The organism is Enterococcus pseudoavium NBRC 100491, from assembly GCF_001544295.1.
Lineage (GTDB): Bacteria > Bacillota > Bacilli > Lactobacillales > Enterococcaceae > Enterococcus_A > Enterococcus_A pseudoavium.
Genome location: NZ_BCQF01000009.1, coordinates 54,586 through 72,635 on the forward strand (window position 1 = coordinate 54,586; position 18,050 = coordinate 72,635).

General features: G+C 40.7%; 18 protein-coding genes. 5 read left to right on the forward strand and 13 right to left on the reverse strand.

The features are described from left to right. Positions 1 to 87: 87 nt before the first annotated feature. Positions 88 to 867 carry a Cof-type HAD-IIB family hydrolase gene (locus EP1_RS06030; RefSeq protein ID WP_067625011.1) on the reverse strand — a complete coding sequence of 260 codons (780 nt, stop codon included), beginning with the start codon at positions 865 to 867 and terminating at the stop codon, positions 88 to 90. Positions 868 to 882: 15 nt separating this feature from the next. After that, positions 883 to 1,521 (reverse strand): DNA alkylation repair protein, encoded by a 639-nt coding sequence (locus EP1_RS06035; protein ID WP_067625014.1) that lies wholly within the window; start codon positions 1,519 to 1,521, stop codon positions 883 to 885. Positions 1,522 to 1,883: 362 nt separating this feature from the next. On the opposite strand from EP1_RS06035, the gene rpsD reads away from it, so the two are divergent. Continuing rightward, positions 1,884 to 2,495, forward strand: coding sequence for a 30S ribosomal protein S4 (rpsD, locus tag EP1_RS06040; protein WP_067625018.1), 612 nt, complete (start codon positions 1,884 to 1,886; stop codon positions 2,493 to 2,495). A gap of 420 nt (positions 2,496 to 2,915) precedes the next feature. On the opposite strand, the gene EP1_RS06045 is transcribed toward rpsD, so the two are convergent. Genes EP1_RS06045 through EP1_RS06055 form a run of 3 tightly spaced genes read right to left on the reverse strand, consistent with a single transcriptional unit; the run spans position 2,916 to position 5,621 of the window. After that, a complete protein-coding gene (locus EP1_RS06045) occupies positions 2,916 to 4,130 on the reverse strand; it encodes an ABC transporter permease (RefSeq protein ID WP_067625020.1) in 1,215 nt (404 codons plus the stop codon). Next, entirely contained in the window at positions 4,120 to 4,806 is a 687-nt protein-coding gene (locus EP1_RS06050) for an ABC transporter ATP-binding protein (protein ID WP_067625023.1), read from the reverse strand. The genes EP1_RS06045 and EP1_RS06050 overlap by 11 nt, the downstream gene beginning before the upstream one ends. Continuing rightward, the gene (locus tag EP1_RS06055) at positions 4,803 to 5,621 is read right to left on the reverse strand and encodes a hypothetical protein (protein WP_067625150.1); all 819 of its coding nucleotides are present in this window, start codon (positions 5,619 to 5,621) and stop codon (positions 4,803 to 4,805) included. The genes EP1_RS06050 and EP1_RS06055 overlap by 4 nt, the downstream gene beginning before the upstream one ends. A gap of 467 nt (positions 5,622 to 6,088) precedes the next feature. On the opposite strand from EP1_RS06055, the gene EP1_RS06060 reads away from it, so the two are divergent. Next, complete coding sequence (locus EP1_RS06060; RefSeq protein ID WP_067625026.1) at positions 6,089 to 6,631, forward strand: biotin transporter BioY; 543 nt, start codon at positions 6,089 to 6,091, stop codon at positions 6,629 to 6,631. 276 nt (positions 6,632 to 6,907) lie between these two features. Here EP1_RS06060 and EP1_RS06065 read toward each other — a convergent pair whose 3' ends face one another. Then, the gene (locus EP1_RS06065; RefSeq protein WP_067625029.1) at positions 6,908 to 7,534 is read right to left on the reverse strand and encodes a DUF1054 domain-containing protein; all 627 of its coding nucleotides are present in this window, start codon (positions 7,532 to 7,534) and stop codon (positions 6,908 to 6,910) included. Positions 7,535 to 7,792: 258 nt separating this feature from the next. Here EP1_RS06065 and EP1_RS06070 point away from each other — a divergent pair, with 258 nt between their 5' ends. Beyond that, entirely contained in the window at positions 7,793 to 8,800 is a 1,008-nt protein-coding gene (locus EP1_RS06070) for an alcohol dehydrogenase catalytic domain-containing protein (protein ID WP_067625033.1), read from the forward strand. A 217-nt stretch (positions 8,801 to 9,017) separates the two neighbouring features. Further along, entirely contained in the window at positions 9,018 to 9,749 is a 732-nt protein-coding gene (locus EP1_RS06075) for an MIP/aquaporin family protein (protein ID WP_067625037.1), read from the forward strand. A 358-nt stretch (positions 9,750 to 10,107) separates the two neighbouring features. Here EP1_RS06075 and EP1_RS06080 read toward each other — a convergent pair whose 3' ends face one another. From EP1_RS06080 to EP1_RS06090, 3 genes are all read right to left on the reverse strand, one after another. Continuing rightward, on the reverse strand, positions 10,108 to 11,055 hold the full coding sequence (locus tag EP1_RS06080; protein WP_067625040.1) for a Gfo/Idh/MocA family protein: 948 nt from the start codon (positions 11,053 to 11,055) through the stop codon (positions 10,108 to 10,110). A 110-nt stretch (positions 11,056 to 11,165) separates the two neighbouring features. Continuing rightward, positions 11,166 to 11,780: a TVP38/TMEM64 family protein gene (locus EP1_RS06085; protein ID WP_067625044.1), complete on the reverse strand. Its 615-nt coding sequence runs from the start codon at positions 11,778 to 11,780 to the stop codon at positions 11,166 to 11,168. 98 nt (positions 11,781 to 11,878) lie between these two features. After that, on the reverse strand, positions 11,879 to 12,751 hold the full coding sequence (locus EP1_RS06090) for an alpha/beta hydrolase fold domain-containing protein (protein WP_067625047.1): 873 nt from the start codon (positions 12,749 to 12,751) through the stop codon (positions 11,879 to 11,881). Between the two features lie 199 nt (positions 12,752 to 12,950). Here EP1_RS06090 and EP1_RS06095 point away from each other — a divergent pair, with 199 nt between their 5' ends. Next, complete coding sequence (locus tag EP1_RS06095) at positions 12,951 to 13,967, forward strand: acyltransferase family protein (RefSeq protein WP_067625052.1); 1,017 nt, start codon at positions 12,951 to 12,953, stop codon at positions 13,965 to 13,967. Positions 13,968 to 14,021: 54 nt separating this feature from the next. On the opposite strand, the gene EP1_RS06100 is transcribed toward EP1_RS06095, so the two are convergent. The 4 genes from EP1_RS06100 to EP1_RS06115 form a co-directional block, all read right to left on the reverse strand. Continuing rightward, positions 14,022 to 15,209, reverse strand: a complete 1,188-nt coding sequence (locus EP1_RS06100) for an iron-containing alcohol dehydrogenase (RefSeq protein WP_067625055.1) — start codon at positions 15,207 to 15,209, stop codon at positions 14,022 to 14,024. Positions 15,210 to 15,558: 349 nt separating this feature from the next. After that, a complete protein-coding gene (locus EP1_RS06105) occupies positions 15,559 to 16,299 on the reverse strand; it encodes an alpha/beta fold hydrolase (protein ID WP_067625058.1) in 741 nt (246 codons plus the stop codon). A gap of 91 nt (positions 16,300 to 16,390) precedes the next feature. After that, entirely contained in the window at positions 16,391 to 17,098 is a 708-nt protein-coding gene (deoD, locus tag EP1_RS06110; protein WP_067625060.1) for a purine-nucleoside phosphorylase, read from the reverse strand. A 50-nt stretch (positions 17,099 to 17,148) separates the two neighbouring features. Continuing rightward, on the reverse strand, positions 17,149 to 17,967 hold the full coding sequence (locus EP1_RS06115) for a purine-nucleoside phosphorylase (RefSeq protein WP_067625063.1): 819 nt from the start codon (positions 17,965 to 17,967) through the stop codon (positions 17,149 to 17,151). Between the last annotated feature and the right edge of the window lie 83 nt (positions 17,968 to 18,050).

An 18,050-nucleotide genomic window follows, 5' to 3' on the forward strand; every position in this document is an offset into this window, starting at 1 on the left:
TAAATAATACTGTTGGTGTTTTAACTGAAACTTCATTCCTCCGTATAAAAAAAAGAACCGAGGAAATCCTCGATTCTCAGTCACTGATTAATGCACCAATTCTAGTTTGCGCAATGCTTTATAGATCCCATCGCGATCATTTGTATCGGTCACAAGATTAGCCGCTTCTTTAACGTGAGACGACGCATTCCCCATCGCCACACCAGTTCCAGCTAAATCCAGCATTTCAATATCGTTGTTGCCATCACCAAACGTTACGATATTTTCTGGCTTGATACCGACTTTTTTAGCCAAAGCTAAAATCGTTTGGGCCTTTGAACCGGGATTAGGAATAATATCCACGCTATGTTCGTGCCAGCGAACTAAACGAAATTCTGGAAAAGCTGCTGTAAATTCTTCATCCATGGATTGATCGTAGAAAGCACAGCCTTGATAAACCTCATGTTTAGCGAGGTAGTCAGCTTCAAATTTAGGCGCTTTTTGACCAAAAGATGCCATTGCATCCAACACCGTCGGTTCATCAAAATTTGTCATACGCGCAAATGAATCTAAACCAAATAGCGCGATATCAACCTTCCGTTCATTGGCAAAAGCAATCATACGCTCTAGCGCTTCACGATCCAAGGTGTGCTTATAGACTTGCTCATGATCTAAGAAGGCTGCTGAACCATTACAAATAATGTAATTCGTACAGCCCAGTTGATGAATCACTTCGCCTGCTAATAAACGCGAGCGTCCCGTCGCAATAATCACTAAATGGCCGGCCTTGCGTAAGGCTTTCAAAGCCTTTACCGTACTGTCTAAAGGTTTTCTTTGGCTGCTCAATAAGGTCCCATCAATGTCTAGTGCGATTAATTTTCTTTCCAAAATTTATCTCTCCATTTATATGTATTTGCTGCCCTCACGTAGAGCTAACTTACTTAATGAATGTTGCTCCATAAATTCTTTTACCCAAGTAGGATTCACTTTACTATAATCACGCAATACCCAGCCGATCGCCTTCTGGATAAAAAACTCATCCGTCTTCAAATCTGCCAAAATCGCTTGCGCCAATAATGCGGTGTTGGTCTGCTCCTTGAACATCAGCTGCAAATTGATTGCTACCCGCCGATACCAAAAATTCTCATGCTGATAGAAAAATGCATAAACCTGTTCAAGATCTGCTGGATGCGCTAAAACCCAAGTAGAAAAAACTTTGCGCCACGCATCAATACTGTCCCACCAAGTCTTCTCTCCTAATAAAGGAAGCAATGCTGCTAGGTCCTCTAGTGAAAAACGCTTGATGTTTCTTTGCGCCAGATCGATCGCATAATACTGATACTCCCGCTCTTTTTTGCGATAGTTGCGGAAAATCTCCTGAATCAATTCTGGCATTGGCAATGATACGCTTTCCTTTAAAAAAGGGCGCTCCAACAATGCTCGCTGCGGTTTTTTGACCCCGCAAAAAGGAAAATGATCCTTCATATAATGCGCCATCGGTTCCGCAAGCTCCGGTTGAATCGGAAAAATCAATGCGTTCATCTCGAACCCCCTCCATTGTAGAGAAGTTTTCAATAATTTGCAAAAACTTCTTCCGTAATTTTCACTCAATCTTTTTACTGTCTTTGAAAAAAAGTAATCTTTTTTTGACAGCACCCAACAATTAACATATTTTTTTCAAAAAAGCAACTCCTGAACTTGACTCAGCCGCTACTTTTCCGTTATACTGACATTTGTGTAAAATAATGCAGCAGAGGAATAATAGCCCGTCCCCAGTTCGTTGCCAGCATTGGTTCAATTGTGTAACCGCGGCTGCAAAGGTGAAGATTGAAGAACGAACTACACGGATATGAATTTTTCAACGGATTATTTTACTCCAAAACAATTTATTGGAGGAATTTTTAATGTCTCGTTATACAGGACCATCATGGAAACAATCTCGTCGTCTTGGTATCTCATTATCAGGAACAGGTAAAGAATTAGCACGTCGTCCATACGCTCCAGGTCAACATGGACCAAACAGCCGTGGAAAGAAATCTGAATACGGCTTGCAAATGTCTGAAAAACAAAAATTACGTTTCATCTACGGATTAAACGAACGTCAATTCCGTAACTTATTCGTACGCGCTAGCAAAATCAAAGAAGGTAAACACGGTGTTAACTTCATGATCTTACTAGAACGTCGTTTAGATAACGTGGTTTACCGTCTAGGCTTAGCTTCAACTCGTCGTCAAGCTCGTCAATTAGTTAACCACGGTCACGTGACTGTTGATGGCAAACGCGTTGATATCCCTTCATACGAAGTGGAAGTTGGCCAAGTTATCGGCATCCGTGAAAAATCTAAAAACATGGTTACTGTGAAAGAAGCAGTTGAATCAGCAGTTGGTCGTCCAGCTTTCGTAAGCTTCGACGCTGAAAAACTTGAAGGTTCATTATCTCGTTTACCAGAACGTGATGAAATCAACCCAGAAATCGACGAATCATTAGTCGTTGAATTCTACAACAAATTAATGTAAGACTTCTTACAGACACTCAAGTCCTTGGAAACAAGGATTTGAGTGTTTTTTTTAATTTTCAAAACACAGAGACATGAAATATTTGTTAAGAGTATAATTATTTAAGACGCGGAAGTGCTACAGAATCAAAGTTTTATCTATCGTATCGCTCTAACTCAGAGCAAAAAACAGTCGTTGTTCCTTCAAAAGATCACCAAAGAGCACCTCTTTTTATCAACAAGAAGTAATCGTATAAATTACATAAACTAGCCAATGCAGATATATTTATAGGCTGAACGAAAAAGCTGAGGCTGTAACAAAAGTGGGCAACTTCAAGAAATTTCGACTTATTTCTGAAGAAGCTACTTTTGGAATACCGTTTATTCGGAAAAAAGAGGTATGACAAGACTTTTGTCACACCTCCAGCTTTTTTTGATTCGATTAACGTAGCAAAGAGACGATATCTTTCTTTGCCGCACTCTTAGCTGGTAGCCAACTAAAGACGATCCCAATCACAACCGACAAGCCAAAGGCCAGTGTCACCGTGAATAGATCCGGCTGCACCGACAACGGCGTAAACATACTGATGGCAAAGCCCAGCAGCATCGCGACCAGATAGCCGATCGTTCCGCCGACTAAAGTCAGTGAAATTCCTTCTAATAAGAATTGCATCATGATATTGCCTTTTGTGCCACCCATTGCCCGACGGACTCCAATCTCTTTGGTCCGTTCGGAGACAGAGATGTAGATCATGTTCATGACCCCGATCCCTGAAATAAAAAGTGAGATACCGCCAATCACTGATATCAGCAAAGTAATACTAGTCAAGAGCATCCGTAATTGATCGACTTGTCCAGCTAGATCTTCAGTCTTATAGCTACCCAGCTCTTTCCAAGTACCGTATTTTTTCAAGGTATCTTCAGCTTCTTTAGAAACATTCTTCACGTTGGCTGTTTGAGTCAGCTTGACTTGGATCATACTACGATCTTCTGAGTCAAAGTAGCTTTCAAAAACATTTTCCGGCAATTCAGCCACCACATAATCCTCCTGAGTAGAAACAATCGAGCCGCCATTACGGTCCTTCATAATTCCAACCACTTCAAACAAATGGCCGCCGATTTTGATACTTTGCCCAACCAAAGACGCGGGTTCTTCCTTTTGGATCGCTTTAGCAGCTGTTTGATCAATCACCACGACGGGATTTTGATTATAGTAATCGCTCGATTGAAGCGCTCGACCATGAATAACTGCGCTGCCCTTATTCTTCAGCAGTTTGAAACAATTCCAACGACCATCGTTACCGATATCATCAAAGGTCTGATCCGCATATTTGATACCATTACGGGAATTATCATAATAGTTCACGGATTTGACACCTGGGATACTCTCGATTTTATCGATATCTTCTTCCGTAAAACCATTCAAACCATTTTCACTAAAGGCTGCATCTTTCGCTGAAAAAGTATAGCCAACACTACTGTCAAATTGATCTAAGCCGATAAACTCAGAGGCATAATTTTCAAATGCCCGCCCGATCGAAAAGACTGTAATTACAGCCGAAACACCAATAATTAGTCCGATCATGGTCAAAAAACTACGCCGTTTGTTTTTCCCGATTGCTCTGAAAGAGGTCTTCCATACTTCACTAAATCGCATGAGCAGCACCTACTTCCCTAATCTCGCCATCTTTCACCGTAATGATTCGCTGGCAATAAGCCGCGGCTTCCGGATCATGGGTCACCATCAAGATCGTGACCTTTTCTTCTTCATTCAAACGTTTAAATAATTGCATGATTTCTTCTGAAGTATGACTATCCAACGCACCAGTTGGTTCATCCGCCACGATAAATTTAGGATTGCCGACGATCGCTCGGGCAATCGCTACGCGCTGCTGTTGACCGCCGGATAGTTGTTTCGGCAGCTTATTGGCCTTGTCTGCGATCCCGACTTTTCGTAGAGCTTCCATCACGAGTGGCTTAGTTTGTTTTTGTTTCATTCCACCATATAACAGCGGCAGTGCCACATTTTCCATCACCGTATTGTTAGCGATCAACTGGAAGGATTGGAAGACGAATCCGACCGATTTGTTTCGCAAAGCCGAGAGTTTCTCGTCATTAAAACGATACGCATCTTCTCCCTCAAAGCGATACGTCCCTTCAAAATCACCGTCCAAAAAACTGATGGTATTTATCAAAGTGGATTTCCCTGAACCAGACGGCCCCATCACTGCGACAAATTCATGCTCAGCGATCGTCAGATGAATGTCCTTTAAGACATGGATCCGTTCCTGATCGGCGATATAAAATTTGTTGATATTCTCCATTACAATCATCCAACCGTCACGTCCATCCCGTCTTTGACGTCTTCTGCATCTTTGATAATTTTATCATTTTCATTCAAACCTTCGCGTAAAGTATAGTAACCATTACCTTTTTCAACGGTTACTGTGCGCTTTTCCGCTTTTCCTTTGACAACTGTATAGATAGATTGTTCACCATCCTTATTCACTACACTCTTTAACGGCAAGTGGATCTCATTCCGAGGGATCAACAATTCAACAGAATAGCCCATGGGGATCGCTTCATCGGGAACCGCCGTATAATTGTAAGTCACTAAACTATTCGTATCCTCTTTTGTGGATTCATTGTTCATTTCTGCTAATGAGGTAATTTTACCCTTAACTATTTTTTCGTTATTCGCATACTTGATTTCGATCGGTTCATTCAAGACGACCTTCGAACGATCATATTCCGTCACTGTTCCTTTGATGGCTGATTCTTCACTCTTCAACACCATCAAAGCTTGTTGCGGATCATTTTTCGCATCCTCATTCATTGATGTCACTACCGAATCATTCGCCGCACGTATCACTTCACCCCAGCGATATGTCACTAAAATCTGATCCTTCGTTACATGATCTCCTTCGTTTACGTGAATCGTTTGAACTGGTCCTTTTTCTGCATTCACTAGAACCGTTTGTTTTTTTGTGGATTGCACCTGCCCCTTTAAATGCAGCGGCGTTTGCTTACTGACTTGGTACAACTCCACTGAAGTACTGTCTTTTGCATTTGCTTGGGTGTTTTGATAGAGAAAAAAACCAGCCCCTGCAGACACCAACACTCCGATACCAATGATAATTTTTTTCATTTTTAATTCCATTCCTTCCGTTGTAAAATATCTTCCATACACTACTCTTTAAATTTTAAAGTAAAATGGATAACTCCTCTTCCAACGAAAGTACAAAGTCCAACTACAACTTTAGACCGAAGAATCTTTATTTTTTTATAAATTAATACTCGCTGTCAGCTCTCTAAGCACTTAGAAGATCACGATTGCATTATTCATTTGTCAGAGCTACCACAAAGCCGCCAGCATTTTTCCAGAAGTATTTTTATTTTGACGAAATAAAAATACTTCCAGTCAGACCTAGATCTAGTGACTTTTTCAAATCAACGATTTCAATCACGTCCTTTGTTTTGTGCACCCTTTGATTAATTCGTTACTCCTTATTAGTAAGTACCAAGAAAAATAAATTTTTTCTTTACATCTCGTTAATCCTCTATTATACTTTCGTTAACCAAAAAAATATATACGTTAACGAAAGAGTGAGTTTAATGAAATTAAGTAGTCGAGAAATTGTTCTAGCTGGTATTTTTGCCGCCGTCATTGGGATCTTATCCCAATTCACCATTCCTTTAGGTCCGATTCCACTAACCTTGCAAACATTCGCGGTTGGTTTTGTCGTTACCATTTTAGGTAAAAAGACGGGCACGATCTCTGTTGCAATTTATTTATTGATGGGAATGATCGGTTTACCCGTACTAGCAGGTGGCTCCGCAGGGATCGCTAGTTATTTTGGTCCAACGGGAGGCTTTTTAATAGGCTTTCTTTTTCAAGCCTATTTTACTGGCTTAATCTTAGAAAAAGTGACCTTTAATTATTTTTGGTCACTCACAGCTAATCTAGTCGGCGCCTTTATCACCTTGTTTTTCGGTTCGCTTTGGTTGAAGTTCGGTAGCAGTTTGCCTTGGAATGCTGCTTTTTCTGCAGGAATGCTTCCCTTTATTCTGCCTGGCATTATCAAAGCGATCGCTGCAGGCTATCTTGGGGTCTTATTAGGCAAACGATTAGCTTTTACTAATCTTATTTATCGTTAAAAATTGTTCTTGAACGTTTTTTGAAGCGATTTTGACAAAAGTCCTTTGAGGATGTCTCTCCTCTAGGTGGCCCATTAGTACTGGTTGAGCCTTGATGCCGGCACCCGAATAGATTATCAACAGGTGGATAACTTGAAAAACTGTTGCTTGAGCCTGAATGTTTTAAGTGAATCCTCTAGCTTCCTTAACCTTATACCGTAATACCCCTCCCTAATGGGCTCTAGCAAACTTAACTTACAAAAAACCGCAGCCTTTTTTACAAGACTGCGGTTTTTGCTAGTTTTCCCCTTGTGTAAAACTGGCTTGAAGAGCTAGTTGAAAGAGGGGAACTAATTTTTCATAAGTATCTACCATATATGCTTCGGCAGCTACTGGATTTTTCCACAGTGGATCATCTTTTTTTATGATTCGCCCCACTTGAAACTCTCCTTTTTTCACATCACGAAATCTTTTTAACAACCGCTCTGTGTTTTCTGGTGATAACTTTTCAACTTTTGGCTGGGTATGATCCCCCGATAAAACATAATCTGGGGATAAGTTTTCAAAGATCCCTTGATTATCCAATAATGCTTGAGCGATTGCCTGTTCATTTTTAGGTTGATCAATACAAGATAACCACATAAAAACATAGTCTGGCCAAATGCCTAACTGAAAGTGTGGTTCCATCTTATAACCACGTTTTTGGCGACTCAAAGCAGACCACGTATTCTCCGGCGGATAAGTTGTCCGCCTCCGGTGCTGAGCAATGTGGATAAATAATTTCTCATTCAATAATGGTTCGAGTTTCTGTTGAAAGACTTCATCGAGTTGTTGAAAAGTTGGTTGAATCTCTGCGCGTATTGCCGCCATCCGGGCATCTAACCCCGCAACCTCAAAAACGTTGAAACTATTTTCTGTGAACATCTTATTCCTCCTCAGTTCGATCATAGTCATGATACCCATCTTATCTCTTGCCGACAAGTTAAGCGGCTCTCATTTTCATCCAAACTAGCAGAGCATTTGATATTTTCGGTAAATACTCCTATGAAAAATTAGTAAATGGACCTATTCTTTGTTAATTTTGAAGAAATTATTTCCTTCTCTTTGTTAAATCAAGTATATTATAAGTAGCCATTTTATTATTGGAGATTCAGAAATTTATTTCTGAGGAGGGTAAAACGGATGATTTCAGATGCAATTGGATTCGAGAAAAAATTTCGTTTAAAAGAAGATACTAAATTTGAACAATATAAAATCATGCTGCCGAAATTACGCAAAAATGACTTAATGGTAAAAATTTCTGCGATTTCAATCAGCACATTAGACACTCAGATCCGGCAAACTATCAAAGGTGCAAAAAAACCTTATATTCTTGGTTTTGGTGGCGTTGGGATCATCACTCGTCTTGGCAGCAGCAACCCAAAATTAAATGTCAGTGATCGTGTTCTTTATGTAAATAAGGTTGGAAAATATGGCAGTTACAGTAATTTTCAAATCGTTGATGTCCGATCGGTCGTCAAGTTACCGGACTCTTTTCCAACGGATGAGGCCGCCGCTTTTTCCTATAGTTTCCTCTTAGCTTTTGAAGTACTATTCAATCAATTGAAATTAGTAGCGCAGCCGGGAAAAAATCAGGGAAACCTGCTAATCTTAAACACCTCAGACGGTCTTGGGGCAACGATTATTCAACTCGCTAAGTGGGCCGGTCTGAATGTCGCCGCTACAATTAATAAAAATAATTCCGAGATTTGGATCAAAAATATGGGAGCCGATGTGGTCTTTTCACAGTCCAACCATCTCAAACATGAATTGAACTCTGTTGGGATGATGCCAATTGATTACGTAATTAATTTGGATACTGAAAAAGAAAAAAGTTTCGAGCATTTAGCAGAATTCAAAGACTCCGCTAAAATTTTACTATTGCATTTTATCAAAAAGAAAACTAAAAATTTAGATCCGGATTATCTGAACTTCTATTGCGATGAGTTTTTAGAAAACTCGTTTACCACCGAAGAAGGAATCAACTATTCCCGAAAAGTGATGGAACTGTTAGTTTATTTGTGGGAAAAGAAACAGTTGAAATCGATTCTAACCGCTCAACTAAATGGTTTTTCAGATAAAAATTTTTATGGTGCCCATAAATTGATTGAAAATAACCCTAATTTCCGGCATCTCGTTCTCATAAACTAATGAAATCTCGTTCAAATGAACGAGATTTTTTTACTTAAATGCCTCTTTTTTAGATCAAAATCCCCTAAGCAATCAAAACAATAACATTCGTTGTCATTTATCTTAGAAATTTCGCTTTTTTTTGAGTTTAACATTTGCTAATTACTAAGATTCAGCTTATGATATAAAATGAAATTTTCATTTACATTTTCATTTCAATTATTTTTAGGAGGTTTTTATGGATTATTCACTGACTACTCGGTTAGTAGCTGAGTTCTTGGGGACTGCGTTATTGGTTATGTTAGGAAACGGAGCAGTTGCCAACGTTGATTTAAAAGGTACGAAAGGTTACGGCAGTGACTGGATGTTGATTGCAGTAGGTTATGGATGTGGGGTCATGATTCCAGCGATGATTTTTGGCGGTATCAGCGGTAACCACATCAACCCAGCGTTTACGATTGGTTTAGCAGTTAGCGGTATGTTCCCTTGGTCGGAAGTTCTTCCTTATATCGTTGTTCAATTTTTAGGGGCAATGGTCGGACAATTGGTAGTTGTTGCTAGTTACAAACCATACTATGACCTGACAGAAGACAAATTGCATGTATTAGGAACCTTCTCAACCATCAACAGTGTCGGTTCTAAATTTAATGGTTTCGTAAATGAATTCTTTGGTTCATTTATCTTATTCTTTGGGGCTCTTGGTATTACCAAAGCACCCTTCTTCCAAAATAATTTAGGAACTGCTCATTTGGCTTTAGGTTTCTTAGTTTGGACACTGGTCGCATCATTTGGTGGACCAACTGGACCAGGTTTGAATCCAGCTCGTGATTTAGGTCCACGGATTATGCACGCGTTGTTGCCATTAAAAAATAAAGGTGATTCACAATGGGGTTATGCTTGGGTACCGGTCATTGCACCGATTATCGCTTCAATCGTAGCCATCGCTTTATATAAAACAGTCTTCATGTAAAATGAAAACCAGCCGCATTCTTTGTGGCTGGTTTTTTATTGAAATTAAAAGCTGGGAAAAAATCTTGGTGCCACCTTTTTCCAACTCTTACAGAAATAATCTCCGGTCTAGGAATAATTATCCTGTAGTGTCAGCTTAAGCAAAAAAAATCCCTCTTAGAATAAAATTCTAAGAGGGATTCTTCCCAGTATCAATATTTGATAGAAAGATTCTTCGTCCACTAAGCTTCTTTCCGACACCCTGAAATCCGACAGGTGGCTTACGCCGTTGTGCCTCTGGATCGAAGGATCATCAGATCCACTCGACTCGTCGCATGAGACCCACTATAGCACAGATTCCCAATTTTTGACACTCTTTTTTAATAGCTTTGATAAATTGCTTCCGTCATGGCAACTGTTTTCAAAGTTAATTCTTTGGTGACGATTGGACTAAGTAACAGCTTTTTATTTAAGCAATCATTTACGTGGTCGATTTCAAATACAAACTCACTTTTCTGATCACTGTGAAGACGTTCTTTTTGACCATCTTGGTAGTGGACCTCGGCGGAATTGGTTTTCCAAAAATCAGGGATTACAATTTTTCCTTTTTCGCCATAAATAATCAGCCGTTTCGGTAAATCCAGATCAACTGTTAAAAAAATCGTTCCCAGAATTCCCTTAGGAAAATTCAAAGTAACTTGTGCTTGCATATCCGATTGTCCCGCTGGAAAAATGAGTGTCCCTTTGAAATCTTCAGGTGCAGTATTTAGTAAATGCTGCATATATTCAAGTGGATAGGTTCCGGCGCCACGCAAGACACCTCCGCCAGCGCTAAGATCACGAAACCATGAAATGTGATCGATATTCGGGTACGCTGTCACTGAATCTAACCAGCGCAATCTGCCGATTTTCCCTGCTTGGATTATTTGCTGAATCTGCTTAGTAATTGGTAAGAATAAGGCTTTTTGTGCCTCCATTAAGAACAAATTACGTTCAGCCGCTAACTCAAATAACTCTTCAGCCTGAGCAAGAGTCATAGTAAATGGTTTTTCCAATAAAACGTGTTTATTATTTAATAATGCTAATTTTGCAGCATCATAATGCCCCTTATTATAGACAGCAATATAGACGATATCTACATCGCTACTTTGACATAGTTCCTCATAGCTGCCATAAGCTTTAGGAATCGCCAACTCTTGGGCCATTTTTTGTGCTTTTTCGATTCCCCGCGAAGCAATCGCCGTCACGATCCCCTCTTGACTTTCTTTTACCCCTGCGACAAAACGTGGAACGACTTGTGCGGTACTTAAAATCCCATAACGAATCATTATTCTCCTCCGATCTTTTTTTATCAAAACTATACCTCATTCTTGTATTTTTGAGATACTCACTCGTCTTAAACCAAAAAATCAGCCCGCCAGGTAAACAGCGCGACTGATTAAAAAGCAGCAAAAGTTTTATTCAAAACAAATAAGCACACATAGCCATAGGCAGCCACGGACCATAATTTGAAAATCAGTACAATCCGTAAATACTCGCTGAAGCTTAAATCAGTCATCCCTGCTACCAGACAAATCAAATCATCTGGTAAAAAAGGAAAAATGAAACAGACAATCAACAAGCGCTTAATATCCCTAGTATGGTTTTGCAACGTCATTTCAAACTTCGCGAAATTTTTCTCAGATAATACAAGGCGAGCAAATTTCGGACCAAAGCGTCGAACCAATAAAAATAGCCCCACCTCACCAATCACCAAACCAATATAACTATAAATAATCCCTGGGAGATTTCCAAACATCAACATCCCGACAATTGTCGCAAAACCACCCGGCAAAAAGGGCACAATTGGCTGAATCGCCTGGACTACGATAAAGGCGATAATCGCAAAATTACCAAAATTTTTAATGAAGTGTTGGAGATCAGCGACCGAACTAAACATGCCAGAATGGCGCGTGTAAAGTAAAACAAGAATAAACAATGCCAGACCAATAACCGGAACGACTTGAATCAATTTTTGTTGCCAAGGTGCACGTGAATGTGTTTTAGGTGCCATTCTTCCCCTCCTTTTCCAGACTATGCAAAACAAATTTACTGAACTTTAGGATCGAATGATTTTTCAATAAAAAACAAGCATGAAACATTGCCCATTCTCTATTGATAAAACTCTCCGATTTGATCGATGTATTGTAGCGATTCTTTTAAAGGATAGACGACAAAATCGTGCATCATTCCTGCGACTACTTCCAAGCGCATCGTTGTTCCTTGACTGTCCTCGATCCGCTCTTGCAGGCGCAAAACATCTGGGTACAAGATCTCATCCGTTCCTGCGATAACCAATAATTCCCCTAGGTGATCAAAATTTCCGTAAATCGGGGAAACCATCGGATCAGTCACCGGCAGTTCGCCAGCGTAATTTTCACCCGCTTCTGCTAATAAATCCTTCTCCAATAAAACATCCTTTTCTTGTAAATCTTGTGAACGGGGATCACTGATCGCTGCATCCAACCAAGGTGAAGCCAAGGCTAGTTTTTTCGGACGTTTCGGCAAATCGATATTGCGTAAATGTTGCGCTAAGCTCATTGCCAAGCCCCCACCAGCAGAATCACCAAATAAGAAAAATTGATCGTCTGGATATAAATAGGTCAGTTGACGAAAGGCCTTTTCCGTTAACGGTACGGTTTTTTCTGCCGTATTTTCTGGGGCCAAAGGATAATCGAAATAGCTGACTTTTAAATTATAACGCTTAACGAAACGTTCTTGTACCCGTTTATGAAACGGGGAGGCCTCCAAGGCATAACCGCCGCCGTGCAAATAAAAAACATGGCGTTTCGTCGCTTGTCCCGGAAATAACGTGATCAATTGCTGGCCATCAATGGTTGAAATTTTCTGGGGAATATCTGTCTGGGAAAGCTGCCGACTGATCAAGTGTCTCCGCTTTGGAGGATCGACCATGTTGGTTCCGACCAGCTTTTTCATATTGATTACTTTAAACACATTTTTGACAAATTTTGCCGAATAGCGCATCGCTTCTCCTCCTCTTAAATGGCTAGTAATAAAAAAATAAGTTCATAAACTCAGACCGCTTCGCTTCTTGTTAGAGCAAGCTTTCGCGCTGTGAATTTTTTTTCTTCCTTCAATCAAAATCGTAATGAACGTTACATTTCGTGCTACAATAGACAGGTAGGTCTAACCTATAACTTAAGCATAACGGAATCTAAAGGAGGTGTCCACAATCACAAAACCAAATCGCGAATACTTGTATGATAATATTCGCGGCATCTTGATTTTACTCGTAGTATTGGGGCACGCCTTGGAATATTTTCGTTTAGATAACAAAGTCGGCGAATTTATTTACGTCTTCATCTACTTATTTCATATGCCTGTTTTTATTTTTATTTCCGGCTATTTTTCAAAAAATTTAGCGAAGGGCCGCTCCACCGCAGTGGAAACATTTCTCGTACCTTATCTGTTGCTGAATATGATTTTATCGCTGATCATGTTGGCGCTCGGTAAAATCAACCAGTTCATGATCTTGAGTCCTGGTTGGACCCTTTGGTATTTGTATTGTATGTTTATCTGGCGCTTGTTGCTACCAGACCTCGTAAAAGTTCGGCGAATCTTAATTTTGAGTTTTATTATCGGGATCTTTTCAGGCTTTTTAAGTGAGTTCGGCACCTATATGGCCATGGCTCGGACATTGGGCTTTCTGCCTTATTTCTTAGCCGGTTATTTCATGGACCGCTCACTACTCGAACGATTCCATCGAATCCGTTGGCGGAAGTATATCAGTATTATGATTATTGTAGCAGGGCTAGGTATTGCTTATTTCTGGGTCCAAACAGATCTACCGCCAGAAATCTTATGGCGGGATCGTTCTTTCTTACTTTTCAAACTACCCCTCTATCAAAATATCTTAAACAATGTGCTACTATATCTCGTCGGATTTGCCTTTGTTTTCGTCTTTTTGAGTTTGGCTGCGCCTAAACCCCATTTCTTTACTTCGTGGGGTCAGAAAACCTTGGCGATCTATTTATTGCATGTCTACTTAGTCGCGCCTTTAGTTGAGTTTACTCAAGCTGTTCATAATCCGCTAATCCATTTAATCTTACTGGTGGTAGGAACTTTCTTGATCTTATACTTATTATCTCGCCCCAAAGTGACGACAACCTTGCAAAAGACGATTGCCCGTATTTTACATTTTATTATGCCAAATAATTCTAATAAAAACGACGGCTCCTGATGAGTCGTCGTTTTTATTTACCATCTGCTTTATAGCACGAAGTTTCTAATCCTCTTATTCAAAGTTACTCTCAGTTAAACACGCGGTATAAATTGCTTGGACCGCTGCTTCATCTAATGGAACAAAAGCATCCGTTTTGATCGCACTGTGAGCAACTGCTTGTTTGGCCATCTCAGCAAATTTTTCTTCGTTGATCCCAACTTCTGGTAAAGTCATCGGGATCCCGCAAGCTTTGAAGTAATCGTATAATTTTTGGATACCGATTCGCGCGGCCAGCATCGGAACTTTTTCAACCACATCCCAAACATTCCATGCAAAGTTAGCAAATTTTGCAACAGTCTCATCATTTAAGGCGTATTCCATCCAACGTGGCGTCAAGATCGCCAAACCAACGCCATGAGTGATGTCATAAAAAGCACTCAATTCATGCTCCATTGGATGACACGACCACGCACCCGCTTTCCCATTGCCCGTCAAACCGTTCAAGGCTAAAGTACTGGCCCACATCAAATTGGCCCGCGCATCATAATCATCCGGATATTTCAACGCAAGCGGACAATTTTTAATGACTGAACGCATCAAGCCTTCAGAAACAGAATCTTGGACATCGGTTCCTTCCGTCCGTTTGAAATAGTTTTCGATCAAATGACTCATGATATCGGCCGAACCTGCCGCTGTTTGATATTTGTTCACACTAAAGGTATTTTGCGGATCTAAGAAAGAGACCTTCGGCAACATCGCTCTGCTGCCAGTCCCTAATTTTTGATGAGTGGAAAGGTTCGAAATGACCGCACCGCTGTTCATTTCACTACCCGTTGCAGCTAGCGTCAAGATCGTTACTAATGGCAATGCGCCACCTTGATATTTCCGACGCTGTAGGACTAAATCCCAAGCATCGCCATCAAATTTCGTTGCCGCTGCTACAACCTTTGCACAGTCGATCGTGGAACCTCCACCGACTGCTAAGATCACCTCAACATTTTCCTTGCGACAGATTTCCGCACCGCGGCGGACCGTTTCGATCCGTGGATTTGGCTCAACACCCGCTAGTTCAAAGACTTCGTTATCATTAGCTTTCAGCTGTTCCATCACTTGATCGTATAAACCGATCTTCTTGATACTGCCGCCACCATAGACGATCAACACGCGTTTGCCAAATTGATTCAATACTTCTGGCAATTCACCTAAACGATCTTTCCCAAAACGAATATCCGTTGTTACATGAAAATTAAAATTTTCCATTAACATTTCCTCCTTATTCATACTAAAGAATTAATTTTTCCTAGGAAAAATTAGTCCCATCTTCATGCCGTATATCATTTCCCTAGTAGTTCGGGCTTTAAATTACTGCTATAGATAGTAGGCAATGTTTATCGCGATACAAACTGCGAAAAATGGAACTGACATCCCTGTTCACTTCTATCCAATAAGCATAAACCAAAGTTTTCCAGAATGAAACCAACTTGCCAATTTTTCTTTAGACTTTGTCAGTTTTACTTACTGCTGTAGTAAGTTAGTAAAATGATAGCTCCGCTCCACAATTTTAGAGCTGACAGCGTCATTAGAAAAATAGTATACGTAATGATAAAAGTTAGCTGCTTAGACTGTCCGCAAAAAAATTGGTAATCTGATCCATCGTGGCGATCTGGACAAAGTGCCGTTCTTCCGCACTGACAAATGTGATGTTGTCTTGCCGATTTGCTTTGACAAAGTCTGCGGTATGCTGATAAGGAACTTTTTCATCTTGTGTTCCATGCCAAAAGAATAAGGGACGACCCGCTACTTTTTCAGGTGCTAAAGATAGATCATACCCTTCTAACCAAGAAGTCAACTGACGATAATCCTTTGGCAAATAAAAACCCAGCTCGCCCGCATGCATCAAGATTCGGTCGCGGTATTTGATTGGCGCTGGTGAGCCCATCACACAGGCCGCCACATCGATTTCAGGATGCTGTGTCAAGAGCATACAAGTAGTGATTCCCCCCATCGAAATACCGCCGACACCGATTTTCCCCATCACCAAGCCAAGATTCTCAAAAAAATCGACTAGATAACCAAATTCATACAAATTCGTTTGAATACTAGCCCAAAAAGTCAGTGATGGAATCTCTGAAGTCTTCGTCTTGCGCTCACCATGATTGGCCGCATCCGGCAGCAGCACCCGAAAGTTTTTCGCCGCCAATTTTCGTCCCTGTGTCAACACCAATTCCTTGGCTGTCTGCCAGCCATGGTAATAAATAATCAGCGGCAAGGGATCATAGATTTTATCTTCAGTGACGACCTCCAGTAAGGGGATGTTGCCGATTGTGCGCTTGCGTACAACAACTTTCATCTTTGACCTCCCAAATATCTTTTTTCCATTATACCTGTCAGTTCTCGAATACACGAAGAAACCGCCCTCCACAAAAGAAGGACGGTGCTAGTTATTCTGCAATCAATGTTTCTAAGCCGACATACATCATGTCTTTAAAAGTATTTTGACGTTCTTCGGAAGTTGTTTCTTCCCCTGTCACCATGTGGTCGCTGACCGTCATGATTCCTAGTGTTTGCACATGGAATTTCGCGCCTAAATAATATAGGATCGCTGCTTCCATTTCAACACCTAACACACCATATTCAGCTAATTTTAAAGTCGGTGCCAAATCATCTTTATAAAAAGTATCTTCTGACAACACATTGCCAACGTGGGTGGTGAAATCTTTTTCTTTCGCCACTTCATAGGCCTTCATCATCAAATCAAAATCACAGATCGGTGCGAAGTGGAAACCTGGAAAATGTTTTTCTACCATTGATGAACTAGTTACCGCACCTTGAGCGATAATCAAGTCCCGCACATGCACATCTTCAGATAATGCTCCGCAGGTTCCTACTCGAATCAATTTTTTCACGCCGTAAGACTGGATCAATTCTTGTGCGTAGATTCCAGCAGATGGCATCCCCATCCCGGTCCCTTGCACCGAAACACGCTCCCCTTTATAAGTTCCGGTGTAACCTAACATGCCCCGCACATTATTGTAGCATTTCGCATCTTCTAAAAAATTCTCCGCGATAAATTTCGCCCGCAACGGATCCCCCGGTAATAAAATCTTATCTGCAATCTCACCTTGTTTAGCTTCAATATGAACGCTCATTATATTCCTCCTTATTCCTACTACAATCCTTAAAATTACTTCTATTACAATTATAAAACGGCTAACGTTTCTTTGATCAGTTTTTTAAAGTCTTCTTTGACACGTTCGGTCGTTTCCACAACTTCTGCGTGATTCAAATTCGCTTGCATCCCAGCTGCCAAGTTGGTAATACAAGAGACTCCTAAGACTTTCAATCCGCTATGAACGGCTACAATCACTTCCGGAACCGTTGACATGCCGACCGCATCCGCACCGATTGTCCGCGCCATCCGAATTTCTGCAGGGGTTTCATAAGTTGGACCAGTCATCCCAAGATAGACACCTTCTTGCAGATCAATCGCTAACTCATTAGCAACTTCACGAGCTTTTTCTTGATATTCCTTCGTATAAGCCGCACTCATATCTGGGAAACGCGGACCTATGTTTTCATCGTTTGGCCCAATCAATGGATTGGTTCCCATGAAGTTGATGTGATCTGTGATTAACATTAAGTTTCCAGGCTGGAAGTTTTCATTCACACCACCTGCAGCATTTGTTACAACAACGGAATGGATGCCTAACGCTGCCATAACACGGACTGGATAGGTCACTGTTTCCATCGTGTTGCCTTCATAATAATGGAAGCGTCCTTGCATCGCTAATACTTTTTTTCCAGCTAAATCGCCGTAAACTAATTGACCCGCATGCCCAACTACCGTCGATACTGGAAAATGTGGGATCTCATTGTAAGGGATCACCACGGAATTTTCGATTTCTTCGGCTAATTCACCTAAACCTGAACCTAGGATCAAACCGAATGCAACATCCGCTACCCCTTTATCTTGGATGTAACTGGCTGTTTGTTGAATTTTATCTTGTAAGTCTGTCATAAAATCCTCCTATTTCGTATTAAAGTAGTCATTTTTCAAAAGGCGAAAAATAAAATTGATTCTCACCACGTATATCATTCCGC